Here is a 23,400-nt window from a genome sequence, read left to right on the forward strand (position 1 = left end):
CGGTATGAACGGTATAGCGCCTTGCTCATTGCACCGTATCATTGCTTCCACGGATAAGAATAGATGGCGAAGATTTTTTGCGTAGCGAACCAGAAGGGTGGAGTCGGCAAGACCACCACCACCGTCAACTTGTCGGCAGGCCTTGCGAAGCTGGACCAGCGCGTGCTGCTGGTCGATCTCGACCCGCAGGGCAATGCCACCATGGGGGCCGGCATCAACAAGGCATCCCTGGAAAGCTCAATCTACCAGGTGCTGCTCGGGGAAGCCGATGTAGCGGGCGCGCGCCTGCGCTCCGAAGCAGGGCGCTTCGACGTGCTGCCCGCCAACCGCGAGCTGGCCGGCGCCGAGGTCGAGATGGTCTCGCTCGAGAACCGCGAACGCCGCCTCAAGGACGCACTGGCCCTCGTCGCCGAGGACTATGACTTCATCCTGGTCGACTGCCCGCCGGCATTGTCGCTGCTGACGCTAAATGGCCTGTGCGCGGCGCATGGCGTGATCATCCCGATGCAGTGCGAGTACTACGCGCTCGAAGGCTTGTCCGACCTGGTCAACACGATCAAGAAGGTGCACGCCAACCTGAATACCGACCTGCGCATCATCGGCCTGCTGCGCGTGATGTTCGATACGCGCATGACGCTGTCGCAGCAGGTCTCGAGCCAGCTCGAGCAGCACTTTGGCGACAAGGTATTCAAGACCATCATCCCGCGCAACGTGCGCCTGGCCGAAGCGCCGTCCTACGGCATTCCCGGCGTCGTGTTCGATCCATCGTCCAAGGGTGCCCAGGCCTACATCGCCTTCGGCGCCGAAATGGTCGAACGCATCAAGACCATGTAATCCAGAAAAGAGAGCTGACACAGAAATGGCAACCAAAAAACTGAAAGGCCTCGGCCGCGGACTCGACGCCCTGCTGGGCGGCGACAGCGAGCCGGCCCCGGCCAGCGCACCCTCGTCGCTGCCGATCACTCAGATCCAGGCCGGCAAGTACCAGCCGCGCACCCGCATGGACGAAACCTCGCTGAGCGAGCTGGCCGCGTCGATCAAGACCCAGGGCATCATGCAGCCGGTGCTGGTGCGTCCGCTGGGGGAGGGAGCGAAAGTGCCTTACGAGATCATCGCCGGCGAGCGGCGCTTCCGCGCTGCGCAAATGGCCGGCCTGGATGAAATCCCGGTACTGGTGCGCGACGTCGACGACCAGTCCGCCGCGGCCATGGCCCTGATCGAGAACATCCAGCGCGAAGACCTGAACCCGCTGGAAGAAGCGCAGGGCATCCAGCGCCTGATCAACGACTTCAATTTCACCCATGAGCAGGCCGCCAGCGCCGTCGGCCGCTCGCGCAGTGCGGTATCGAACCTGTTGCGCCTGATTAACCTGGCCTCGCCGGTCCAGACCATGCTGATGGCGGGCGACATCGACATGGGCCATGCCCGTGCCTTGCTCGCCGTCGACAGCGCGCACCAGATCACCCTGGCCAACCAGGTGATCGCCAAGCGCCTGTCGGTACGCGAAACCGAAAAGCTGGTGGCGCGTGCGATCGAGGAAGAGGCGAGCCCGGCAGCTGCGGCGCGCGCCAAGGACAAGCCGGGCGACATCGTGCGCCTGGAAGAAGAACTGTCGGACAAGCTCGCCACCCCGGTGATGTTCAAGATGGGCACCAAGGGCAAGGGGCAATTGATCATCGACTTCGCCGACCTCGACATCCTCGATGGTGTGCTGGCGCGCCTGCGCGCATAAGACGCAAGCTTCGCAATCTTCTATATGTAGCGTGGGCAGATTCTGCCCACGCGTTCAACAGACGTGTGCATCTCGCAGTGCAATATTCACCAGCCGCTTGAACGCGTGGGCAAGGTAGTTCAGGCCAGTGGCCTGAACTACGAATTGCCCACCCTCGAGCCGCAGGTCATGCACATGCCTACCTCATCTGTTAAGTATCTGAAAAGATAGAGTTTTCAGCACTTTTTCTGTTGCTTTCAGCGCATCTTTACGGGGCAGTTATAAGTCCGGAAACGTTTGACTCGCGTCCGTATAACCACTTATAATCCCGCTGATTCGTGTAATTACCACATCGTAACTCGTCCCAATGCGCTAGCGCGGAATAAGAAAAACATGCTGCGCATCGTCTCCCTGCAATTGTTGGCAACGGTAGTCGTCGGCCTCATCGCCGCACTGCTGGGGGGACTGGCTGCGATGTTTTCTGCGGTATTGGGCGGATTGTGCTGTGTAGTGCCCAATGCAATCATGGCGGTTCGCCTGTATGCCGGTACCCAAAGGCCGGGCGGCGCGAGCCCCGTGACATTCTTCATCTGGGAATTTGTAAAGATTGCGTTGACGCTTGCGCTCCTGTTCGCAAGCGCCAAGTTGTACCACGACCTGAACTGGCTGGCCTTGTTGGCCGGGTTCATCGTGGCGCTGAAAAGTTACATCATCTTATTATTTAGGCACTGATAATGGCGAATCCAACCGTAGAAGGCGCAGCAGCTCACGCGCCCACCGCTTCAGAATACATCAAACACCACCTGGGTCACCTGTCGAACCAGCATCAAAACGGTCCGGTCGATTTTTCCGTCGTTCACTACGACACGCTGTTCTGGTCGATCGCCATGGGCGTGCTCGGCTGCCTGATCATGTGGATGGCTGCGCGTCGCGCCACGTCCGGCGTGCCGGGCCGTTTCCAGGCCGCGGTCGAGATGCTGGTCGAGATGGTGGAAGACCAGTCGAAGTCGATCGTTCATGGCGACCGCAGCTTCATCGCGCCGGCTGCACTGACCGTGTTCGTCTGGGTTGCCCTGATGAACTCGCTGGACTTCCTGCCGGTCGACATGTTCTCTTACCTGTTCAGCCTGGCCGGTGTGGAAAACATCTTCCCGTATCACCGCGTGGTTCCGACCGCAGACCTGAACGGCACCATCGGCATTTCGCTCGGCGTGCTCATCCTGATGCTGTACTACGGCATCAAGGTCAAGGGCCTGGGCGGCTGGCTCCACGAACTGTTTGCAGCACCGTTTGGCATCTGGATGGCGCCGTTCAACCTCCTGCTGAACATCATCGAATACGCAGCAAAAATGGTGTCGCTCGGTATGCGACTGTTCGGCAACATGTTCGCCGGCGAGCTGCTGTTCTTATTGATCGCTTTGCTTGGTTCGACCGCCACCATCTTTGGTTTCGTCGGCCAGGTAATCGCAGGCTCGATCTGGGCGATCTTCCACATCCTGATCGTGTTCCTGCAGGCCTTCATCTTCATGATGCTGACGCTTGTGTACCTCGGTCAGGCTCACGAAGGCCACTGATCGGCGCCGCAAGCATCGAACAGATAGTGGTTGTAAAGAAGTTGTAGTTTTTAATCTAGTTTTCAATTTAACTTTTGGAGTAACTCATGACTGACCTTTCTTTTGTTGCACTGGCTTGCGGTTTGATCATCGGCCTGGGTGCTATCGGTGCTTGCATCGGCATCGCCATCATGGGCGGTAAATACCTCGAAGCTTCTGCACGTCAGCCAGAACTGATGAACACCCTGCAGACCAAGATGTTCCTGCTGGCTGGCCTGATCGACGCGGCATTCCTGATCGGCGTCGGTATCGCCATGCTGTTCGCATTCGCAAATCCGTTCACCCCACCTGTCTAATATCAGGACAGCCTGGTTTTGAAGGGCCGAACCATCACGGTTCGGCATCCGTTTTTGTGAGAAGGAAAATACCGTGAACCTTAACGCAACGATGTTTGCACAGCTCGTGGTCTTCCTCATCCTGGCGGGCTTCACGATGAAATTCGTGTGGCCTCCACTGATGAAAGCGCTCGACGAGCGCGCTGAGAGGATTGCGAATGGCCTGGCCGCTGCTGACCGTGGCAAGGCCGACCTGGCCGCCGCTGAAAAGCGCGTGCAGGCTGAAATGGCAGGCGCCCGTGACGAAGTCCAGAAGCGCATTGTCGACGCCGAGAAGCGCGCTGCCCAGATCATCGACGCAGCCAAGCTGACCGCTAACGAAGAAGCCGCCCGTATTGTCGCCGCCGCACAGGCCGACGCCGAGCAGCAAGTGACCCGTGCCCGCGAAGAACTGCGTGGCCAGGTTGCCACGCTGGCAGTGCAAGGCGCCGAGCAGATCCTGAAGCGCGAAGTGAACGCAGCGGCCCATGCCGACCTGCTGTCGAAACTGTCGACCGAGCTCTGATCATGGCAGAAATCGCAACCGTCGCCCGCCCTTACGCCGAAGCGCTGTTCCGTGTTGCCCAGTCGGGCGACATGGCGGCGTGGTCTGCCATCGCATCGGAACTGGGCCAGATTGGGGCCAATCCGGACGTGCAGGCCTTCGCCAGCAATCCGAACGTCACGCCGGCACAGCTGGGCGACACGATTGCGTCCCTGGTCAAGTCGCCGCTGAACGCCGAAGCGAAGAACTTTATCGCGATGCTGGCCGAAAACGGCCGCGTCAACGTGCTGCCGGCGATCGCCGTCCAGTTTGCGGCCTTGAAGAACGCCCACGAAGGCGCCGCCGATGCGGCCGTCCATAGTGCGTTCGAGATCTCGGGTGACCAGCTGGCCCAGCTGGTCGCTACGCTGGAAAAGAAATTTGGCCGCAAGCTGAACCCAACGGTAACAGTGGATCCTTCGCTGATCGGTGGTGTGCGCGTGGTCGTCGGCGACGAAGTGCTCGATACCTCGGTGCGCGCCAAGCTGCAACAGATGCATGTTGCGCTGGTGTCGTAACCGAACATCGCATTTCGCCCGCCCGCGCCGCGCCCTTGCCCTACGCATCAAAAACATTAGGAGTTAGCACTCATGCAACTTAATTCATCTGAAATCAGCGAACTGATCAAGAGCCGCATCCAGGGCCTCGAGGGTTCGGCTGACGTTCGCAATCAAGGCACGGTGATCTCCGTCGCCGACGGTATCTGCCGCATCCACGGTCTGTCGGACGTGATGCAGGGCGAGATGCTGGAATTCCCTGGCAACACCTTCGGCCTGGCGATGAACCTCGAGCGCGACTCGGTCGGTTCGGTCATCCTGGGTGCCTACGAGCACATCTCGGAAGGCGACATCGTCAAGACCACCGGCCGCATCCTGGAAGTGCCGATCGGTCCTGAACTGCGTGGCCGCGTGGTCAATGCGCTGGGCCAGCCGATTGACGGCAAGGGTCCGATCGCCACCACCCTGACCGCCCCGATCGAAAAGATCGCCCCGGGCGTGATCGCCCGCGAATCGGTCTCGCAGCCTATGCAGACCGGCATCAAGTCGATCGACGCAATGGTGCCGATCGGCCGTGGCCAGCGCGAGCTGATCATTGGCGACCGCCAGACCGGCAAGTCGGCTGTTGCGGTTGATGCGATCATCAACCAAAAAGGCCAGGGCGTCACCTGCGTGTACGTCGCGATCGGCCAGAAGGCTTCGACGATCAAGAACATCGTGCGCTCGCTGGAAACGCACGGCGCAATGGAATACACCATCGTCGTCGCCGCTTCGGCGTCGGAATCGGCAGCGATGCAATACATCTCGGCCTACTCGGGCTGCGCGATGGGCGAATACTTCCGCGACCGCGGCGAAGACGCACTGATCGTATACGATGACCTGTCGAAGCAAGCCGTCGCTTATCGCCAGATCTCGCTGCTGCTGCGCCGCCCACCAGGCCGCGAAGCCTATCCAGGCGACGTGTTCTACCTGCACAGCCGCCTGCTCGAGCGCGCAGCACGCGTGAACGCCGACTACGTGACCAAGTTCACCAACGGCGCCGTCACCGGCAAGACCGGTTCGCTGACCGCACTGCCGATCATCGAAACCCAGGCGGGCGACGTCTCGGCCTTCGTGCCGACCAACGTGATTTCGATTACCGACGGCCAGATCTTCCTGGAGACCTCGCTGTTCAACGCCGGTATCCGTCCTGCGATCAACGCCGGTATCTCGGTGTCGCGCGTCGGTGGTGCAGCACAGACCAAGGTCATCAAGAACCTGTCGGGCGGTATCCGTACCGACCTGGCCCAGTACCGTGAGCTGGCTGCGTTCGCGCAGTTCGCATCGGACCTGGATGAATCGACCCGCAAGCAGCTGGACCGTGGCGCGCGCGTCACCGAACTGCTGAAGCAGCCGCAGTTCTCGCCGCTGTCGACCTCGCTGATGGCCGCATCGCTGTTCGCCGTCAACAAAGGCTACCTGGACGACATCGAAGTCAAGAAAGTGCTGCCATTCGAGCACGGCCTGCACAACTTCCTGAAGTCGGGCCACGCTGCCCTGATGGCGAAGATCGACGACACCAAGCAACTGGACAAGGACGGCGAAGCTGCGCTGGCCGCTGCCATTGCTGATTTCAAGAAATCCGGCGCATATTAATCGTCAAACCGGCGTCGTGCGAGCACGGCGCCGGTGCGCGGAAGGAGTAAGGACTCATGGCAGCAGGCAAAGAGATTCGTGGCAAGATCAAGAGCGTAGAAAATACGAAGAAGATCACCAAGGCGATGGAAATGGTCGCCGCATCGAAAATGCGCAAGGCGCAGGACCGTATGCGCGCAGCCCGTCCCTATAGTGACAAGGTTCGTAACATCACCGCCAATCTGGCCGGCGCAAACCCGGAGTACACGCACCCGTTCATGGCGCAAGCCAAGCACGTGCAGGCGAAGGCTGTGGGCTTCATCGTCGTCACGACCGACAAGGGTCTGTGCGGCGGCATGAACACCAACATCCTGCGCCAGGTGACCGTCAAGGCGCGCGAGCAGGAACAAGCGGGTAACCGCGTCGAGGCAGTTGCCATTGGCAACAAGGGCCTCGGTTTCCTGAACCGCCTGGGCATGAAGCTGGTGTCGCAAGCCACCCAGCTCGGCGATACGCCGCACCTGGAAAAGCTGATCGGCCCGGTCAAAGTGATGCTGGACGCGTACCAGGAAGGCAAGCTCGATGCTGTCTACCTGTGCTACACCAAGTTCATCAACACGATGAAGCAGGAACCGATGGTCGAACAGCTGCTGCCGCTGCCGGCCAAGCACCTGCAGACCGAAGCGGGCGCGCACAGCTGGGACTACATCTACGAACCGGAACCGCAAGTCGTCATCGACGAGTTGCTGGTGCGTTACGTGGAAGCGCTGGTGTACCAGGCGGTGGCAGAAAACCTGGCGTCCGAGCAATCGGCGCGCATGGTTGCGATGAAGGCCGCGAGCGATAACGCCGGCAGTGTCATCAGCGACCTGAAGCTGGTCTACAACAAGACCCGCCAGGCTGCGATTACCAAAGAACTCTCCGAGATCGTGTCGGGCGCTGCAGCAGTCTAAAAAACATTTGGGGAAAGAGTTAAGCGAGCGTAGCGAGCGGTACTCTGTCCCCAACTGACCATAACTGACTAAACGCTCTTCACGATTCAAGCAAAAGAATTTAACTATATTTCTGAAGGAACGAACATGGCTGATGGCAAAATCGTTCAGTGTATCGGCGCAGTGGTTGACGTGGAATTCCCACGTAACGCCATGCCGAAAGTGTACGACGCACTGAAAATGGAAGGCTCGGATCTGACCCTGGAAGTCCAGCAACAGCTGGGCGACGGCGTGGTCCGTACCATTGCTCTGGGTAGCTCGGACGGCATGCGTCGCGGCATGATCATCCAGAACACCGGCGCACCAATCATGGTCCCGGTCGGTACCCCGACCCTGGGTCGCATCATGGACGTGCTGGGCAACCCGATCGACGAATGCGGTCCGGTCAGCCACGAACGCATGGCCTCGATCCACCGCGATGCGCCGGCCTACGACGAACTGTCGCCATCGACCGACCTGCTGGAAACCGGCATCAAGGTCATCGACCTGGTCTGCCCGTTCGCCAAAGGCGGTAAAGTCGGCCTGTTCGGCGGCGCCGGCGTCGGCAAGACCGTCAACATGATGGAACTGATCAACAACATCGCCAAAGCGCACTCGGGCCTATCCGTGTTCGCCGGCGTGGGTGAGCGTACCCGTGAAGGTAACGACTTCTACCACGAAATGGCCGATGCAAAAGTCGTCGACCTGGAAAACCCTGCCAACTCGAAAGTGGCAATGGTCTACGGTCAGATGAACGAACCACCAGGCAACCGCCTGCGCGTCGCGCTGACCGGCCTGACCATGGCCGAAGCCTTCCGTGACGAAGGCAAGGACGTGCTGTTCTTCGTCGACAACATCTACCGCTACACCCTGGCCGGTACCGAAGTCTCGGCACTGCTGGGCCGTATGCCGTCGGCAGTGGGCTACCAGCCTACCCTGGCCGAAGAGATGGGCCGCCTGCAAGAGCGCATCACCTCGACCAAGACCGGTTCGATCACCTCGATCCAGGCCGTCTACGTCCCTGCGGATGACTTGACCGACCCGTCGCCTGCTACCACCTTCGCCCACCTGGACTCGACCGTCGTGCTGTCGCGTGACATCGCTTCGCTGGGTATCTACCCTGCGGTCGACCCGCTCGATTCGACCTCGCGCCAGCTGGACCCGCTGGTCGTCGGCGAAGAGCACTACGCCACCGCGCGCGCCGTGCAGAACACCCTGCAGCGCTACAAGGAACTGCGTGACATCATCGCGATTCTGGGCATGGACGAACTGGCGCCGGAAGACAAACTGGTCGTCGCTCGCGCCCGCAAGATGCAGCGTTTCCTGTCGCAGCCTTTCCACGTCGCTGAAGTCTTCACCGGCGCACCAGGCAAGTACGTTTCGCTGAAAGACACGATCAAGGGCTTCAAGATGATCGCATCGGGCGAACTGGACCACCTGCCGGAGCAGGCCTTCTACATGGTCGGCACCATCGAAGAAGCTATCGAGAAAGCCAAGAAACTGGCTGCTGCTTAAGCTGGTTTCTTAACCTAGGACAGACATGGCAAACACTATGCAAGTGGACGTGGTCTCGGCCGAAGCGCAGATCTTCTCCGGCCTGGCCGAATTCGTCACGCTGCCGGGTGAAGCTGGTGAGCTGGGTATCTACCCGAAGCACACCCCGCTGATCACGCGCATCCGTCCGGGCGCCGTGCGCATCCAGAAGGCTGGCGGCGGCGAAGAGTTTGTCTTCGTGGCCGGCGGTATCCTCGAAGTGCAGCCGAACGGCGTGACCGTGCTGGCCGACACCGCGATCCGCGGTGGCGACCTGGACGAAGCGAAGGCGCTGGAAGCCAAGAAGCAGGCCGAAGAGCTGATGCTGAACAAGGAATCGAAGATCGACTACGCGAAAGCCCAGGCCGAAATGGCCGCGGCGATCGCGCAGCTGGCTGCGATCCAGAAGCTGCGTTCGCGCGGCCGCTGATTTCTCGGCATCCGTTTCAAGCCGTACCAAAGAGGCAGCCTTCGGGCTGCCTTTTTTATGTGCGCCCAGCATGGGCGCACTCTTGTGGGTGAACGTCGGGCCGCGAGCTGAGCACAGTAAGCGAAGCGAAGCACAACTACATGAGGACGACCGAGTGTGGCGAGGAAGTGTGGAGCGAAACTGCGAGCCGATGAACCCCCGGCCGCGCCGTTGTGCCGAACATCCGATTGTTTGCCGCGGCGCAGCGACCAGCCTGCACGATTGGGTAGCGTACTAGTGCCGGCCTTGCATTCGGCTTAGTATGTCCAGACACCGTGATCGTGAGTCGACCATGCCTGATACCCCGCAACATGGCGAAGAGCGGCAAGCGCCGGCGGAACCGTCGTTCCGCCAGACCTTGTACCGCTTCCTGTTCTTCGACTGGCTGTTCCGCGACGTGAATGCTGCGCGCGACCTCTACGAGCGCCATGCCGCGCGCCAGCACAACCAGCGCATGAGCCGCTACCTGCCCCTGTACATGCGCCGCTGGTCGATGCTGGCCGCCTTCGATTTCACCCTGGGCGTGCTGTTCGAACGGGTGCTGCAGGCCACCGTGCTGTCGGCCTGGTTCTTCACCTGGTCGTGCATGACCGTGACCGGCCTGGTCGTGATCACCGTGACCTGGCTGTTCCTGGCCTCCGCCAAGCTGTCCTGACCTGCTCCCGAACACCGCGCTTTCGTCCGCGGTTTCCGCAGCTTCGCCCTGCGCCGGCCCGCGCGCCACGGCCGCCGTCCGGGTCACCCCCTGAAAACGACCATCTATCCCGTGGAAACAACAACTGATCGGTGATCGGTTGCGGCCGCGGCCGGCACAAACGTATATTTACAACTCTTCACGACAAGAAAGGGATGCCGACCATGCTGATCCGTACCGCCATTTGCGCCGCCGTACTGTTCCTGTGCCACCCACAGGCCGCGTTTGCACAAGACAGCGCCAGGGCCCCGCTGGCCGCCCAGGACCTGGCCAGCCGCATCGACGCTTCGATCGCACCCTATTTCCAGGCCGACGCCCCGGGCGCCACCATCATCGTGGTCAAGGATGGCAAGACCGTGCTGCGCAAGGCCTACGGCATGGCCGACACGGGCAAGGGGGTGAAGATGGCGCCGGAGATGGCCATGCGCCTCGGCTCGATTACCAAGCAGTTCACCTCGACCGGCATCCTGATGCTGGCCGAAGAAGGCAAGCTGGCGCTGGACGACGACATCACCAGGCACTTGCCCGGCTACCCGACCCAGGGCAAGCGCATCACCATCGAGCACCTGCTCACGCATACTTCGGGCATCGTCAGCTATACCAGCAAGCCGGGCTACATGACGCGCATGGCGCAGGACCTGACGGTGGCGCAGATGATCGACTCGTTCAAGAACGATCCGCTCGAGTTCGAGCCGGGTAGCCGTTATCGCTACAACAATTCGGGTTATTTCCTGCTTGGCGCGATCATCGAGAAGGTCTCCGGCCAGTCCTACGCAAAATTCGTCGAGCAACGCATCTTCGTCCCGCTGGGCATGGCCCATACGGCCTATGAAGGCTTCGAGCGCAGCAAGGGACCGGGCGCCGCCGGCCACAGTCGCGCCGAGAAGGGCTATGGCCCGAGCCATGCGCTGAGCATGAGCCAGCCCTATGCGGCCGGCTCGCTGGTGTCGACCGTGGACGACCTGGCGCGCTGGGATGCCGCCATCGGCAGTGGCAAGCTGCTCACGCCGGCCAGTTGGCAGAAAGCCTTTACGTCCTACCGCCTGCTGGATGGCAAGGACACCAACTACGGCTATGGCTGGGAAGCCGGCAAGGTGCAGGGCGTGCCGATGACCGGGCATGGCGGCGGCATCAATGGCTTCTCGACCTATGCGCTGCGCCTGCCGGAGCAGAAGCTGTACGTCGCCGTGCTGGCCAACAGCGACAGCGGCCCGGCCAATCCGGGCGTGGTGGCGCGCAAGGCGGCCGGCGTCGCCATCGGCAAGCCGTATCGCGAATTCACCGAGGTCGCGCTGCAGCCGGCAGCGCTCGACGGCCTGACCGGCACCTACGAAGTCGAGAAAGGCGTACAGCGCGTGTTCCGCCGCGAGGGCGACAAGCTGGTCATGCAGCGCAGCGGCCGGCCGCCGGTCACGGTCAAGGCCTCGTCGGCCAGCGAAGTCTTCATCCCGGGATCGCTCGAGTACTTTGAATTCAAGCGTGACGCCAAAGGCATGGTGACCCAAGTGGTGCAGTACACCGACAGCGGCGCCCTGGTGCAGCCGCGCAGCGGCGACGCCCCGGCCCCGCGCCAAGCGGTCAAGCTTGCCGCTGCCGCGTTCGATGCGCGTGCCGGGCGCTACGAGCTGCGTCCCGGCTTCGTGATGGAACTGACGCGTGAGGGCGAGCGCTATTTTGCCCAGGCCACCGGGCAGGGCAAGCTCGAGATCTTCGCCTCGAGCGACACGCTGTTCTTCTCGCGCGACGTCGATGCCGAGATCAGCTTCGAGCCGGTGGCGGGACAGGACGGGCAGACCTTCGTGCTGAAGCAGGGTGGGCGTAATTTGCCGGGGCGCAGGCTGTGATGTGATGTGGTGAGCCTGGTCTCACATGTGATTTGAACGCGTGGGCAGAATCTGCCCACCCTACGAGCAGCCGATGACTCGTAGGGTGGGCGGGTCTCCCGCCCGCGCGTTCAAATCACGCATGCAATCCAGGCGCGGCTATTCTTCCGCTGGTTGAACGCGCGGGGTGATCTGGTCCAGTGGACCAGATCACAAGCCGCCCACCCTACCGATGCTTCCCGGCCTGCTCACCGGCCAGGCGCAACGCCACCTTGTGCCGGAAATAATCCTCTTTGACGTAGCGGTACAGATTCGCGCCTGGGCACACGGTCTTGTCGGAGTGGTCGCGGTGGCTGCGGATATCGTCGATCGACACCTTGTATTTCGCTGCCAGCATGGCCATCAGGTTCACGACCGCGTCGAGCTGCTGCTGGTTCGGTTCCACTTCCTCGAAATTGCCGACCACTTCGATCAGGGCATGGCCGGCCGGGTCATAGTCGGTATTCGTGTCGCCCGCAAATGCGATGTCGCGCGCGCCGTAGGTGCGGCCGTCGAGGTCGATGACATAGTGGTAGGGGATGTCGAGCCAGCCCTTGGTGACACGCGACCAGCTTTGCAGGCGGCGCAGGTAGGCTTGCGCGTCGGTGCCCGGCTTGAACGGCTCGCCCTGGTGGTGCAGGGTGATCTGCGAGATGGTATGGCGGCGCGCCTTGGATGCGTCGGCCGGGGTGCCGCCCCAGGCCGTGACGGGGACGATGCTTTGCTCGACCACGGACAGCGGCTCGGCGGCCCCGGCGGCAGTGGAGAAAGCCAGGAAGGCAGCAGCAAGACAGGAGAGGGCAGGCAGGCGCATGGATGGGTTCACGATAAACGGGTGCGCAATCTTTTCACGTTTGCGCGCAGGACGCCAGCGCGCGCGCTAAAAAGATGCAAACCTGATAAGCTGATGCCGAGCCCTGACCCAAGCATAGCGAACACCACCCATGAGAAGCATTCCCCAGATCCTCAACGACAGCAAGACCGTCGCCATCGTCGGCCTGTCCAACAAGCCGGACCGCGCCAGCCATGGCGTGGCCGAATACCTGCAAGGCGCCGGTTATCAAATCATCCCGGTGAACCCGGCCTATGCAGGCGAGACCATCCTCGGCGAGAAGGTCCATGCCACCTTGCAGGAAGCGGCGGATAGCCTGGCCACGAGCGGCCAGCGGATCGACATCGTCGACTGCTTCCGCAAGTCCGAAGACATTCCGCCGATCGCCCGCGACGCCATTGCAGTGCGCGCCGGCTGCCTGTGGATGCAGCTCGATATCGAGAACCAGCCGGCCGCCGACATGGCGCGCGCCGCCGGGCTCGATGTCGTCATGAACCACTGCATCAAGATCGAGCACCGCAGCCTGAACGCCTGAGCGTCTTTACCGGGGGCGGCTGCGTTACAATCGTGGCACGTCAACCCCCCGGAACCTCCTGCCATGTTCAAGAACACCCTCCTGCTGATCGGCGCCCTTGCCGCCGTGAGCGTCGCACAACCGGCTGCCGCGCAGGCATCCACCGCTCCAGCCGCGGTGCGTCCGCTGGCCAGCTGCCCCGCCATCCTCAAGCAGAACTTCAAGCGCCTGCAGGACGAGGCGCCCCAGGACCTGTGCCAGTACGCAGGCAAGGTGGTGCTGGTAGTGAACACGGCCAGCTACTGCGGCTTCACCAAGCAGTACGAAGGCCTGGAAAAGCTGTACGCGAAATACGGCAGCCGCGGCCTGGTGGTGCTGGGCTTCCCGTCGAACGATTTCGGCAAGCAGGAGCCGGGCAATGCGAAAGAGATCGCGGACCTCTGCTTCAACACCTATGGCGTGAAATTCCCGATGTTCGCCAAGAGCGTGGTTACCGGCCCGGATGCCAACCCGTTGCATTCGAGCCTGACCAAAGCCACCGGCCAGGCGCCGAAATGGAACTTCACCAAATACCTGATCGGCCGCGACGGCAAGGTGCTCGAGCACTTCCCGAGCAAGGTGACGCCGGAAGATCCGGCCCTGGTCGGCAAGATCGAGCAGGCGCTCGCACCCTAATCCAGGTGAATCGGGCGGCTAGGCGCCGTCCGGCGGCTTGTCCGCCCCAGCGTCCATTGCATGGTCGAGGATGACGGCGCGCAGCGGCCCGCGCAGCGCATTGCAGACGACCAGGTCGTCCGCTTCTTCCAGCATCGCGCGCGTGATCACGCGCTCGCTCGCATGCCATGCGGGCGCGTGCAGCAGCACGTCGCGCATCACGCCCGGCAGCAAGCCGCACGATACCGGCGGCGTGTACCACGCGGCGCCGAAACGCACGAACACATTGCTGCGACCTCCCTCGGTCAATTCGCCGCGCTCGTTGAAGAACAGGGTATCGAAGGCGCCATGCGCCTCGGCCGCGCGCCAGGCCGCGTCATAGCGGTTGCGCACGCTCGTCTTGTGGCGCAGGAAGACGTCGCCCGACTGGGTAGGTTCAGCGGCCAGCAGCACGGCCACCGGCTCGCCCAGGGGCTGCAGCGGCGCCGCCTGCACGCTCAAGTCGCCCGAAGGCGCCACGCCAAGGCGCAGGCGGTGCAGCTGGCTAGGCGGCAGGGCCAGGCAGGCGTCAAGCAGCAGGGCACGCGCGGCGTCTGCATCGAACGGATGGCCGAAGGCGCGGCAGGAGCCCCCCAGGCGCGCCAGGTGCTGCTCCAGGTGGCGGCAACCGTCGTCCCAGCTCGCGCGGATGGTCTCGAAAATCTCGCACTCGTTGCTCAAGCCGGTGAGGAAGCGGGCCTTGAGCTGGCATTCGGCGTATTCGGCTTGCGCGTCGCTGTCGTGCACGATGCCGGCACCCACGCCCAGCTCGCCGCTGCGGGTGCCGCCCTGCGGTGCACCCAGCACCAGCGTGCGGATTGGCACCGACAGGCAGAAGTCACCGATCGCCACGCCGGGCGGCGCCGGATCGAACCAGCCGATCGCACCGGTGTACAGGCCGCGCGGCGCCGGTTCCAGTTCGTGGATGATCTCCATCGTGCGGCGCTTGGGCGCGCCCGTGATCGAGCCGCAAGGGTAGAGCGCGGCGAAGATGTCTTCCAACGTGGCATCCGGACGCAGGCGCGCCTGCACCGTGGACGTCATCTGCAGCACGCTGCCGTAGCGCTGCACGTCGAACAGCGCCGGCACCTGCACGCTGCCCGTAACCGCGACCCGCCCCAGGTCGTTGCGCAGCAGGTCGACGATCATCAGGTTCTCGGCGCGGTTCTTGGTGTCCAGCGCCAGCGCGCGTGCGCGTTCGTCGTCGACGGCATCGTCGCCGCTTGCGGGGGCGGTGCCTTTCATCGGGCGCGCCAGCAGGGTGCCCGCCTCGTGGCGCACGAACAGCTCGGGCGAGAACGACAGCACCGCGCCGCCGTCGGGCAGGGTGACCAGGGCGCCGTAGGGCACGCGCTGGCGCGCACGCAGGCGCGCGTACAGGGCCACCAGCGGGCCAAAGGCCTCGAAGCGCAGGCGGTAGGTGTAGTTGACCTGGTAGGTGTCGCCGGCGGCGATGTAGTCGCGGATGCGCCCGATCGCTTCGGTGAACGTGGTTTCGTCGACATTCGGGGTGATGCCGGCCACGCCGGCCGGGTCAGGCATGGAGGCGCGGGTGGCGATCCAGGCCTCGACCTGCGCCGCCTCGAGCAGCTCGCACCGTTCGAACAGCAGCACCTGCGCCAGCGGCAGCTCCAGCGGATGCGCCGGCAGCTGCTGGAGCCGGGCGCCCAGTTCGTAGGTCAGCAGCGGCACCGCGTACAGGCCGCGCGCCAGCGCTTCCTGCATGGCCTGCAGCAGCCCGGGCCACCCAGACGCATCGTCACAGGACAGCGTGCCCGCGTGGCGGCTGTACAGGCGCGAGCGTGCCACCCCGAGCGATCCGGCATCGTCCAGCAGTGCGAAGACTTCCTGCGTTTCCATGATCTCGTGCGCGGTCCCGCTCAAGCAGCCAGCAGCAGCGACAGCTGCAGGGCCGTGCCTTCCGCCGGGTTCTGCTTGAAGCCGGTCTTGGCAAAACGGTGCCAGCGCCCGGTCACATAGCTCACCAAAAGGCTGGCGCGCGCCGCAACGTCGGCCTCCAAACCATGGTTTTGCGTCACGGCGATGCGCAGCGCACCCTTGAAGGCCAGCTCGATCTTGTCGTAGAAGACGTTCATGCGCAGCTGCAGGCGTTCGTCCTCGCCGACCAGGGCGTCGCCAATCAAGACCCGCACCATGCCCGGGTTATTCGCCGCAAAAGCCAGCAGCATCTGCAGGATGGCGTGGGCCTGGGCCACGCCGTCTTCTTCGCGCTCGGCGATCTGGTTGATCAGGCCAAAGACGCTCGACTCGATGAACTCGATCAGGCCCTCGTACATCTGCGCCTTGCTGGCGAAATGGCGGTACAGCGCCGCCTCCGACACTGCCAGGTGCGCCGCCAGCGCCGCGGTCGTGATCTTCTCGCCCTTGGGCTGCTCGAGCATCGAGGCCAGGGCTTGCAGGATTTGCAGCTTGCGCTGGCCAGGCTTGGTGCTTGCCATGTTTTCCCTAGTTATTCGTTATCTGTTTAGCGCAACCGGTGCAGGCGCGCCGGCAGCTGCCGCACGGATTTTACTTTGACATCGACGTAACCGGGGCGTTTCAGGGTCCGCGGCAGCGGCGCCTTGCCGATCGGGTCGGCCATGCGCAGGTATTGCGTGACCCATACCGTGCGCAGCCCGAGGCGGCTGGCGCTTTTCAGGTTGGCCAGCGTGTCTTCGACCAGGATGCAGCGGCGCGCCGCCACGCCGTGCTTGCGCAGCAGGCGGCGCAGCATCAGGCTCGATGGCTTGGGTCGCAACTGGCGGTGCACGTGCATGTGCTCGATGGCGACGTGGTGCGAGAAATGGCGGCCCAGGCCCAGGTGGCGCATCACGTCCGTCGAATAGCGCGTGGGAGCGTTGGTCAGCAGGATCTTGCGGCCCGGGAGACGGCGCAGCAGCGTGGCGAGGCCTTTCTCGAAGCGCACCAGCTTTTCCAGCGCGCCCAGGTCGTGGGTGACGTGCAGGAAGTCGGCCGCGCACACCTGGTGGTGGCGGATCATGCCGAGCAGGGTGGCGCCGTAGCGCTTCCAGTAGCCCAGGCGCGCGGCGTCCACGATCTCCTGGCTGGCAGGCGTGACGCCGTCGCCCAGCACCCGCGCGATATAGGTGTTCATGTTCGCGCTGATGGCGGGGAAGATCGCGTGCGAGGCATCGTGCAGGGTATTGTCCAGATCGAACAGCCAGACGGGGGAGCCAGGGGTATGATTTGACACGATTTAGGACCAGACGGGAGAAGGTGAATGCGACGTCCGATTATAGTGGTCTTCTTCAGCTTGTTCCTGATGGCGTGCCAGGCCTTGGGCGCCGAGCGCGGCGCGCTGTTCAAGGTCACGGCAAATGGCAACGTGCTGCACCTGTACGGCACCATCCACGCGGGCCGCGCCGATTACTACCCGCTCGAGCCGCGCATCCGCGAGGCGGTGGCGGCCGCACCCACGCTGGCGCTCGAAGTCGACGCCACGCGCGACCCGTCCGCCAACGCGGCGGCATTCCGCCAGTACGGCATGTACCCGGCCGGCAGCCCGGGGCGTGCCAGCCTGCCGGCCGCGCGCCGCCTGCGCATCGAGGCCGGCTTGAAACAGCAGGGCATGGACCCGGTGGCCGTCGCACGGCTGAAACCCTGGATGGTGGCGACCATGCTGGCGGTGAACGACGCGGTCCGGCTGGGCTACGACCCCGCCCTCGGCGTCGACCACCACCTGGCGCAGCTGGCGCGCAGCGACAAGCCGGGCAAAGGAGGCAAGGGGAGCAAAACCCGCATTGCCGAACTCGAATCGATGGGCTACCAGCTGGCGCTGCTCAACCGCTTGCCTGAAGAAGCGCAGTGGCAGCTGCTGGAAGAAACGCTGGACACCATGGCTTCGGGCCGCCAATTGCGCGAGACGCGCGAACTGTTCGCCGCCTGGGAGCGTGCCGACCAGAAGGCGCTGGATGCGATCGCGCTGCGGATCGAACGCGACGACACCCTGGGCGGCAAATTCATGCGCGAGGTGCTGCTGGAGGAACGCAACGGCCCGATGGCCGACAAGGTGGCATCCCTGCTGGCGCGCGAAAACAATGCGGTGGTGGCGGTCGGCCTGCTGCACCTGGTCGGCAAGCGTGGCGTGCCCGAGCTGCTGCGTCAACGCGGCATGAAGGTGGAGCGGGTGTACTGAAGCGGGAGGGTGCTGCGGGGGGGGGGGGGAAATGGTGCCCTTTACGTGGATTGAACACGTGGCCTCTCCCTTACCAAGGGAGTGCTCTACCACTGAGCTAAAAGGGCTGGTAGTCACAGTGGGCAATGCCCACCGCTACAATCTGTGGCGGAGAGTTCCGCCACAAATGTTTTAGTGCGACCGGATCATAGTGCCAAATGCCTGTTCGGTCAAGACCTCGAGCAATAAACTGTGTTCGATGCGGCCGTCGATGATGTGCACGGTATTCACGCCCGATTTCGCTGCATCGAGTGCCGATGAGATTTTCGGCAGCATGCCGCCCGAAATCGTCCCGTCTGCAAACATCTCGTCGATCTCGCGCGCCGACAGGTCGGTGACCAGGTTGCCCGCCTTGTCCTGCACGCCGGCGATATTGGTCATCATGATCAGCTTTTCGGCTTTCAGGATCTCGGCGATCTTGCCGGCGACGACGTCGGCATTGATGTTGTAGGCCTGGCCGTCCTGGCCGAAGCCGATCGGCGAAATGATCGGGATGAAGGCGTCGTCTTGCAGCGCTTTCACGACGGCGGGGTTGATCGCGTCGATCTCGCCGACGAAGCCGATGTCGAGGAATTCGCCCGGTTTGTCGCGGTCCGGCATGGCCATCTTGCGTGCGCGGATCAGGCCGCCGTCCTTGCCGGTCAGGCCCACCGCCTGGCCGCCGTAGTGGTTGATCAGCATGACGATGTCCTGCTGCACTTCGCCACCCAGCACCCACTCGACCACTTCCATGGTTTCTTCGTCGGTGATGCGCATGCCCTGCACGAAGGTGCCCTGCTTGCCGATCTTTTTCAGCGCATTATCGATTTGCGGACCGCCGCCATGCACCACGACCGGGTTCATGCCCACCAGCTTGAGCAGGATGACGTCGCGTGCAAAACCATGCTTGAGGCGCTCGTCGGTCATGGCGTTGCCGCCGTATTTGATGACGATGGTCTTGCCGTGGAAATTACGGATGTAAGGGAGCGCCTCGGCCAGGATCTGTGCCTTGATCTGCGGCGACACCTTGGTCAGGTCGTTGGGTTGGTCGTCGGAATTCAGGCTGCTCAGGGGTGCGTTCATGGAGGGTCCAAAATAAATGTCGCGAGATTTTAAGGCAACAGGGTAGGCCTTGTGCTGATTATATGGCGTCTTGTTGTATTTTATGGGCGTCCGCGCCACTCTATTGAACCATGTATTTTAATCAACACTGGAACCCGCATGAGTAAGTGCACCCTGTGCGGCGCCGAATTCCATTGCGCGATGCAGGAAGGCAGTCCCGAACCCTGCTGGTGCACGGCCTTGCCGCAGGCCGTGCCGGTACCCCTGCCGCAGGAAGCAGCCGGCTGCTGGTGCCCGGCCTGCCTGCGCGCGCAGCTCGAAGCCGCGCTGACGCAGCGCCCGCGTTAAGGCGGGCGCTGCGTCAGCGCACGGTGCGGAAGAAACGCAGCATTTCACGGCTGGCATCCGGTCCGCGCCCGTCGGTATAGCTGCCGCGCGCATTGCCGCCGGACCAGGCATGGCCGGCGCCGTGGATCAGCCAGTATTCGGCGTGGACTGCCCCGTCGTCGCGCCGGTGCAGCGTGCGCGTATAGGCGTGGCCATCCGGCACGCGCCCCGGCTCCACTGCCGGCTGCTCGTTCAGGTGCTGCGCGCCCTGGGCAATGAGTTCGTCGCCATTGGCCGGATGCACGGTCGTGTCCTGGTCGCCGTGGAACACGATGATCGGCAGCGGGCGTCCGGGCGCTTGCGAGCGCAGGAAATCGCCTTTCATCGCCGCCATCGCCGACGGCAGGTCGTTGGCAGACGCAAACGGCAGTCCGGAATGCACGCCCACTGCGGCATACAGGTCCGGGTAGAGCGTGCCCATGATGGTGGCCATCGCGCCGCCGGCCGACAGTCCCGCCACATAGACCTGGTCCGGGTCGACCGGATGCAGTGCCATGACGGCTTGGGTCATGCCGGCGATGATCGAGGGCTCGCCCTGGTCGCGCAGCTGGTCGACCGCGTTGAACCAGTTCCAGCAGCGCGAAGGGTTGGCCGCCTTGCTTTGCGCCGGGTAGAGCACCAGGCAAGCCATTTCTTCGGCCAGCTCGTTCATCTTGGTGCCGGTAGCGAAATCGTCGGGATCTTGGGTGCAGCCATGCAACATCACCACCAGCGGGGCCGGCTTGCCGGTATGGCTGGACGGCACATACAGCTTGTAGTCGCGGCTGCCGGCAGGCGTCGTGTGGCTGCCGGCGATAAATTTCCCTGGCAAGTTGACGCCGAATTCGGCTTCGAAGGGATCGGTTGCCGTCGGGGGCAGGCCGACCCCGACGCTGCGCATCTGGCGCTGCGCCGCACTCTGCATGGCCGAGGCGTTTTTCAGCGTTCGCTGGATGGCTTTTTGTGCATTGGCGGGGCCGCGGCCCCAGAAAGATCGGGTGGCGGCACGTACTTGTGCCAGCAGTTTGTTGTTCAGCTTCATTGGCTCTCCTGTTTTGCGCTTGCCTCAATGTCGGCCCGCATGCTTACGGCAGCCTTGCAGCTGTATCCTTTCCGCCCCGGCAACTCGACCGACTATCGCGCCGATGCGGTAAGCTTGTCCCATGTCTCCCCAACTCCAGCCCGGCCTTCGTTTCGAATGGTCTTATAGGGTGCCGGAGCGCGCTACCGTGCCCCGGCTTTACCACGATACCCCGTTTTGCCGCGACATGCCCGATGTGCTAGCCACCGGTTTCCTGGTCGGCATGATGGAACTTGCATGCCTGCGCGGGATGCTGCCCTATGTGGATTGGCCGCGCGAACAGAGCCTGGGGACCATGGTCAGCTTCCAGCACCTGGCGCCGACTCCACCGGGCATGACGCTCACCATTCGCGGCGAGGTGCTGGCGGTGGAGGGGCGGCTGGTGCGCTTCCGGGTCGAAGCCTGGGATGAAGTTGAGAAAGTGTGCGAAGGCATACACGAACGTTGCCTGATCGATCCGGCGCGCTTCGAAGAAAAAATGGCGCGCAAAACAACAGAATGGCGTGCGCAGCTGCCTGTTTCGCCCGAATTGCCTTTCCCTGAGGAACGATAAGCGCTTTCCCTGGAACAGGCGATAATGGCGGGTGTCCTGTTGCCCGACCACCATGTCAATGAACCCAGAACTGCAAACCCCCGTTCCCTCGCCCTGCATCGACCTGTGCCAGATGGCGCCCGACACCGGCCTGTGCAAGGGATGCCTGCGCACGATCGACGAGATCGTCGCCTGGGGCACGGCCGGCGACGACTACAAGCGCGCGGTGTGGCTTGAGATCCGCCGCCGCGAAGCCGAGATCGACTGGGGCTGAGGGTGCGGCCGGACCTGAACCTGCCCGCCTCGGTCCGCGTGCTCGAGCGCGGCTGGCTCTCGTCCAATAGCATCCTGTTCACCGGGCGCGAGGACACGGCGCTGGTCGACAGCGGCTATGTGACCCACGCCGGGCAGACCCTGGCGCTGGTGCGCCATGCCCTCGGCGAGCGTCCGCTCGAGCGCCTGCTCAATACCCACCTGCATTCCGACCATTGCGGCGGCAACGCCCTGCTGCAGGCGGCCTATGGCTGCCGCACCGCCATTCCCGCGCTCGAGGCGCCCAGGGTCGCCGCCTGGGATGAAGATGCGCTGAGCTACCGCGCCACCGGCCAGCAATGCGCCCGCTTCAGTTTCGATACCACCCTTGCGCCCGGCGACATCGTCGAGCTGGGCGACCTGCGCTGGACAGTACTGGCGGCGCCCGGACACGATCCGCATGCATTGCTGTTCTTTTGCGCAGAAGAGGGCATGCTTATCTCGGGCGACGCGCTGTGGGAAAACGGTTTTGGCGTGGTCTTTCCGGAACTGGCGGGCGAACCGGCCTTCGACGAGGTGGGCGCGACGCTCGACCTGATCGCCACCCTGGATGCGCGCGTGGTGATTCCCGGCCATGGCGCGGTGTTCGGAGATGTTGCCGGGGCCTTGGCGCGAGCGCGTTCGCGCCTGGATTACCTGAGCAGCGACCCGGTGCGCAACGCCGAAAACGCGGTCAAGGTCTTGTTGAAATTCCTGCTGCTGGAGCGGCGTGAACTGGGGCTGGATGCGCTGCCCGGGTTGCTCCGGTCGATCCCGCTCATCGAGCGCGTGCGCACCCGGCTGCTGGGGCGGGACGCGGATGAGCTGGCAGCCTGGGCCAGTGCCGCGCTGCTGCGGGCCGGCGCCGCCCGCATCGAAGGCGGGCGGCTGATCGACGCCGACGTTTAGAGGCGAGAATCTAGCACGATCGTTCTTTTTTCATTGCATAATGCCCGGAGCCCCTGTCCTTCAACCGAATTCAACCTGACAAGCGAGAGAGCCTTCATGACGCTGCCACCCGTGCTGCAACACCTGTCCCTTCCCGTCATCGCGTCGCCGATGTTCATCGCCAGCGGACCCGCGCTGGTGGCGGCCCAGTGCAAGGCCGGCATCGTGGGCTCCTTCCCGGCGCTGAACGCGCGCCCGGCCGAGCTGCTCGACACCTGGCTGACGGACCTGCAGCGCGAGCTTCGTGAGTACCAGGACGCCAATCCTGGCGCCCGGGTCGGCCCGATTGCGGTCAACCAGATCGTGCACCAGTCGAATGACCGGCTGGCGCATGACGTCGAAGTCTGCGTGAAGCACCAGGTGCCGATCATCATCTCGTCGCTGCGCGCGCCGCCCAAGGAAATGCTCGATGCGGTGCACGCCTATGGCGGCATCGTGATGCACGACGTGGTGTCGATCCGCCATGCGGAAAAGGCGCTGGAAGCAGGGGTGGACGGCTTGATCCTGGTGGCGGCGGGCGCCGGCGGCCATGCGGGCGCGTTGTCGCCATTCGCACTGGTGGGCGAGGTGCGCAAGTTCTTCAAGGGCCCGCTGGCGCTGTCCGGCTCGATCGCCACTGGCGACGCGATCCTGGCGGCGCAGGCGATGGGCGCGGACTTCGCGTATATCGGCTCGCGCTGGCTGGCCACGCGCGAATCGAATGTCAGCGAGGAATACCGCAATGCGATCGTCGAATCGAGCGCGGCCGACGTGGTCTACACCAACCTGTTCACCGGCGTGCACGGCAACTACCTGAAGAAGTCGATCGTCGCGGCCGGGCTCGATCCGGACAACCTGCCGGAATCGGACAAGAGCAAGATGAGTTTTGGTTCCGCCAGCGCCAAGGCCTGGCGCGATATCTGGGGCGCGGGCCAGGGCGTGGGCATGATGGAAGACGTGCCGACCGTGGCCGAGATGGTCGAGCGGCTGAAAGCGGAATACGAAGCCGCGCGTAGTCGCCTTGCCTTGCGTTAATACGTAGGGTGGGCGGCTTCGCCGCCCGCGCGTTCAAATCACGGTACTGCTGCCCGTGGGGCTGTTCAGAC

General features: G+C 63.4%; 27 protein-coding genes and 1 tRNA gene. 21 read left to right on the forward strand and 7 right to left on the reverse strand.

The genetic code is table 11. The features are described 5' to 3' along the window. Nucleotides 1–63 precede the first annotated feature (63 nt). The 13 genes from HGB41_RS18715 (at nucleotide 64) to HGB41_RS18775 (ending at nucleotide 11,804) form a co-directional block, all read left to right on the forward strand. Entirely contained in the window at nucleotides 64–834 is a 771-nt protein-coding gene (locus HGB41_RS18715) for a ParA family protein (protein WP_171087264.1), read from the forward strand. A gap of 25 nt (nucleotides 835–859) precedes the next feature. Next, nucleotides 860–1,732 (forward strand): ParB/RepB/Spo0J family partition protein, encoded by an 873-nt coding sequence (locus HGB41_RS18720; protein ID WP_171087266.1) that lies wholly within the window; start codon nucleotides 860–862, stop codon nucleotides 1,730–1,732. Between the two features lie 372 nt (nucleotides 1,733–2,104). Next, the gene (locus HGB41_RS18725; protein WP_171087269.1) at nucleotides 2,105–2,443 is read left to right on the forward strand and encodes an ATP synthase subunit I; all 339 of its coding nucleotides are present in this window, start codon (nucleotides 2,105–2,107) and stop codon (nucleotides 2,441–2,443) included. A 2-nt stretch (nucleotides 2,444–2,445) separates the two neighbouring features. Next, nucleotides 2,446–3,285, forward strand: a complete 840-nt coding sequence (gene atpB / locus HGB41_RS18730; RefSeq protein WP_171087271.1) for a F0F1 ATP synthase subunit A — start codon at nucleotides 2,446–2,448, stop codon at nucleotides 3,283–3,285. An 86-nt stretch (nucleotides 3,286–3,371) separates the two neighbouring features. Further along, nucleotides 3,372–3,620 carry a F0F1 ATP synthase subunit C gene (gene atpE, locus HGB41_RS18735; RefSeq protein ID WP_171087272.1) on the forward strand — a complete coding sequence of 83 codons (249 nt, stop codon included), beginning with the start codon at nucleotides 3,372–3,374 and terminating at the stop codon, nucleotides 3,618–3,620. A gap of 73 nt (nucleotides 3,621–3,693) precedes the next feature. Beyond that, nucleotides 3,694–4,164 (forward strand): F0F1 ATP synthase subunit B, encoded by a 471-nt coding sequence (locus tag HGB41_RS18740; protein ID WP_171087273.1) that lies wholly within the window; start codon nucleotides 3,694–3,696, stop codon nucleotides 4,162–4,164. Nucleotides 4,165–4,166: 2 nt separating this feature from the next. Next, nucleotides 4,167–4,700, forward strand: a complete 534-nt coding sequence (locus tag HGB41_RS18745; protein WP_171087275.1) for a F0F1 ATP synthase subunit delta — start codon at nucleotides 4,167–4,169, stop codon at nucleotides 4,698–4,700. Between the two features lie 72 nt (nucleotides 4,701–4,772). After that, the gene (gene atpA / locus HGB41_RS18750; RefSeq protein ID WP_171087277.1) at nucleotides 4,773–6,314 is read left to right on the forward strand and encodes a F0F1 ATP synthase subunit alpha; all 1,542 of its coding nucleotides are present in this window, start codon (nucleotides 4,773–4,775) and stop codon (nucleotides 6,312–6,314) included. Nucleotides 6,315–6,370: 56 nt separating this feature from the next. Then, on the forward strand, nucleotides 6,371–7,246 hold the full coding sequence (gene atpG, locus HGB41_RS18755; protein WP_171087279.1) for a F0F1 ATP synthase subunit gamma: 876 nt from the start codon (nucleotides 6,371–6,373) through the stop codon (nucleotides 7,244–7,246). A 126-nt stretch (nucleotides 7,247–7,372) separates the two neighbouring features. Then, entirely contained in the window at nucleotides 7,373–8,779 is a 1,407-nt protein-coding gene (atpD, locus tag HGB41_RS18760) for a F0F1 ATP synthase subunit beta (protein WP_171087281.1), read from the forward strand. Nucleotides 8,780–8,804: 25 nt separating this feature from the next. Further along, on the forward strand, nucleotides 8,805–9,227 hold the full coding sequence (locus HGB41_RS18765; RefSeq protein WP_171087282.1) for a F0F1 ATP synthase subunit epsilon: 423 nt from the start codon (nucleotides 8,805–8,807) through the stop codon (nucleotides 9,225–9,227). A gap of 331 nt (nucleotides 9,228–9,558) precedes the next feature. Then, entirely contained in the window at nucleotides 9,559–9,921 is a 363-nt protein-coding gene (locus tag HGB41_RS18770) for a hypothetical protein (RefSeq protein ID WP_171087284.1), read from the forward strand. A gap of 203 nt (nucleotides 9,922–10,124) precedes the next feature. Continuing rightward, nucleotides 10,125–11,804 carry a serine hydrolase gene (locus HGB41_RS18775; protein ID WP_171087287.1) on the forward strand — a complete coding sequence of 560 codons (1,680 nt, stop codon included), beginning with the start codon at nucleotides 10,125–10,127 and terminating at the stop codon, nucleotides 11,802–11,804. Nucleotides 11,805–12,009: 205 nt separating this feature from the next. Here HGB41_RS18775 and HGB41_RS18780 read toward each other — a convergent pair whose 3' ends face one another. Then, the gene (locus tag HGB41_RS18780; protein ID WP_171087289.1) at nucleotides 12,010–12,636 is read right to left on the reverse strand and encodes a peptidoglycan recognition protein family protein; all 627 of its coding nucleotides are present in this window, start codon (nucleotides 12,634–12,636) and stop codon (nucleotides 12,010–12,012) included. 130 nt (nucleotides 12,637–12,766) lie between these two features. Between HGB41_RS18780 and HGB41_RS18785 the strand changes: the two genes are divergently transcribed. Continuing rightward, nucleotides 12,767–13,189 (forward strand): CoA-binding protein, encoded by a 423-nt coding sequence (locus tag HGB41_RS18785; protein ID WP_171087291.1) that lies wholly within the window; start codon nucleotides 12,767–12,769, stop codon nucleotides 13,187–13,189. Nucleotides 13,190–13,252: 63 nt separating this feature from the next. Further along, nucleotides 13,253–13,843, forward strand: coding sequence for a glutathione peroxidase (locus HGB41_RS18790; protein ID WP_171087292.1), 591 nt, complete (start codon nucleotides 13,253–13,255; stop codon nucleotides 13,841–13,843). Nucleotides 13,844–13,861: 18 nt separating this feature from the next. Here the strand turns inward: HGB41_RS18790 and pabB are convergent, their stop codons facing one another. Genes pabB through HGB41_RS18805 form a run of 3 tightly spaced genes read right to left on the reverse strand, consistent with a single transcriptional unit; the run spans nucleotide 13,862 to nucleotide 17,075 of the window. Next, nucleotides 13,862–15,721, reverse strand: coding sequence for an aminodeoxychorismate synthase component I (gene pabB, locus HGB41_RS18795; protein WP_171087295.1), 1,860 nt, complete (start codon nucleotides 15,719–15,721; stop codon nucleotides 13,862–13,864). Between the two features lie 20 nt (nucleotides 15,722–15,741). Further along, on the reverse strand, nucleotides 15,742–16,320 hold the full coding sequence (gene slmA, locus HGB41_RS18800) for a nucleoid occlusion factor SlmA (RefSeq protein WP_171087296.1): 579 nt from the start codon (nucleotides 16,318–16,320) through the stop codon (nucleotides 15,742–15,744). Nucleotides 16,321–16,346: 26 nt separating this feature from the next. Continuing rightward, entirely contained in the window at nucleotides 16,347–17,075 is a 729-nt protein-coding gene (locus tag HGB41_RS18805) for an HAD-IA family hydrolase (protein WP_371868549.1), read from the reverse strand. Between the two features lie 27 nt (nucleotides 17,076–17,102). Here HGB41_RS18805 and HGB41_RS18810 point away from each other — a divergent pair, with 27 nt between their 5' ends. Then, nucleotides 17,103–18,017 carry a TraB/GumN family protein gene (locus HGB41_RS18810; protein WP_171087298.1) on the forward strand — a complete coding sequence of 305 codons (915 nt, stop codon included), beginning with the start codon at nucleotides 17,103–17,105 and terminating at the stop codon, nucleotides 18,015–18,017. Nucleotides 18,018–18,049: 32 nt separating this feature from the next. Here HGB41_RS18810 and HGB41_RS18815 read toward each other — a convergent pair. Continuing rightward, nucleotides 18,050–18,124, reverse strand: a tRNA-Thr gene (locus HGB41_RS18815). Between the two features lie 64 nt (nucleotides 18,125–18,188). Next, nucleotides 18,189–19,118, reverse strand: a complete 930-nt coding sequence (argB, locus tag HGB41_RS18820; protein ID WP_171087301.1) for an acetylglutamate kinase — start codon at nucleotides 19,116–19,118, stop codon at nucleotides 18,189–18,191. A gap of 138 nt (nucleotides 19,119–19,256) precedes the next feature. Between argB and HGB41_RS18825 the strand changes: the two genes are divergently transcribed. Then, nucleotides 19,257–19,445 (forward strand): cysteine-rich CWC family protein, encoded by a 189-nt coding sequence (locus HGB41_RS18825; protein ID WP_171087303.1) that lies wholly within the window; start codon nucleotides 19,257–19,259, stop codon nucleotides 19,443–19,445. Between the two features lie 13 nt (nucleotides 19,446–19,458). Here HGB41_RS18825 and HGB41_RS18830 read toward each other — a convergent pair whose 3' ends face one another. Further along, on the reverse strand, nucleotides 19,459–20,505 hold the full coding sequence (locus HGB41_RS18830) for an extracellular catalytic domain type 1 short-chain-length polyhydroxyalkanoate depolymerase (RefSeq protein ID WP_171087305.1): 1,047 nt from the start codon (nucleotides 20,503–20,505) through the stop codon (nucleotides 19,459–19,461). A gap of 121 nt (nucleotides 20,506–20,626) precedes the next feature. Here HGB41_RS18830 and HGB41_RS18835 point away from each other — a divergent pair, with 121 nt between their 5' ends. The 4 genes from HGB41_RS18835 (at nucleotide 20,627) to HGB41_RS18850 (ending at nucleotide 23,329) form a co-directional block, all read left to right on the forward strand. Next, a complete protein-coding gene (locus tag HGB41_RS18835; RefSeq protein WP_171087307.1) occupies nucleotides 20,627–21,097 on the forward strand; it encodes a thioesterase family protein in 471 nt (156 codons plus the stop codon). A 58-nt stretch (nucleotides 21,098–21,155) separates the two neighbouring features. Continuing rightward, the gene (locus HGB41_RS18840; RefSeq protein WP_171087308.1) at nucleotides 21,156–21,350 is read left to right on the forward strand and encodes a DUF1289 domain-containing protein; all 195 of its coding nucleotides are present in this window, start codon (nucleotides 21,156–21,158) and stop codon (nucleotides 21,348–21,350) included. Next, entirely contained in the window at nucleotides 21,347–22,276 is a 930-nt protein-coding gene (locus HGB41_RS18845; RefSeq protein WP_371868550.1) for an MBL fold metallo-hydrolase, read from the forward strand. The genes HGB41_RS18840 and HGB41_RS18845 overlap by 4 nt, the downstream gene beginning before the upstream one ends. A 96-nt stretch (nucleotides 22,277–22,372) precedes the next feature. Then, on the forward strand, nucleotides 22,373–23,329 hold the full coding sequence (locus HGB41_RS18850; protein WP_171087310.1) for an NAD(P)H-dependent flavin oxidoreductase: 957 nt from the start codon (nucleotides 22,373–22,375) through the stop codon (nucleotides 23,327–23,329). Nucleotides 23,330–23,400: the final 71 nt, after the last annotated feature.

The sequence above is a fragment of the Telluria aromaticivorans genome (assembly GCF_013003915.1).
GTDB classification, from domain to species: Bacteria; Pseudomonadota; Gammaproteobacteria; order Burkholderiales; family Burkholderiaceae_D; genus Telluria; species Telluria aromaticivorans.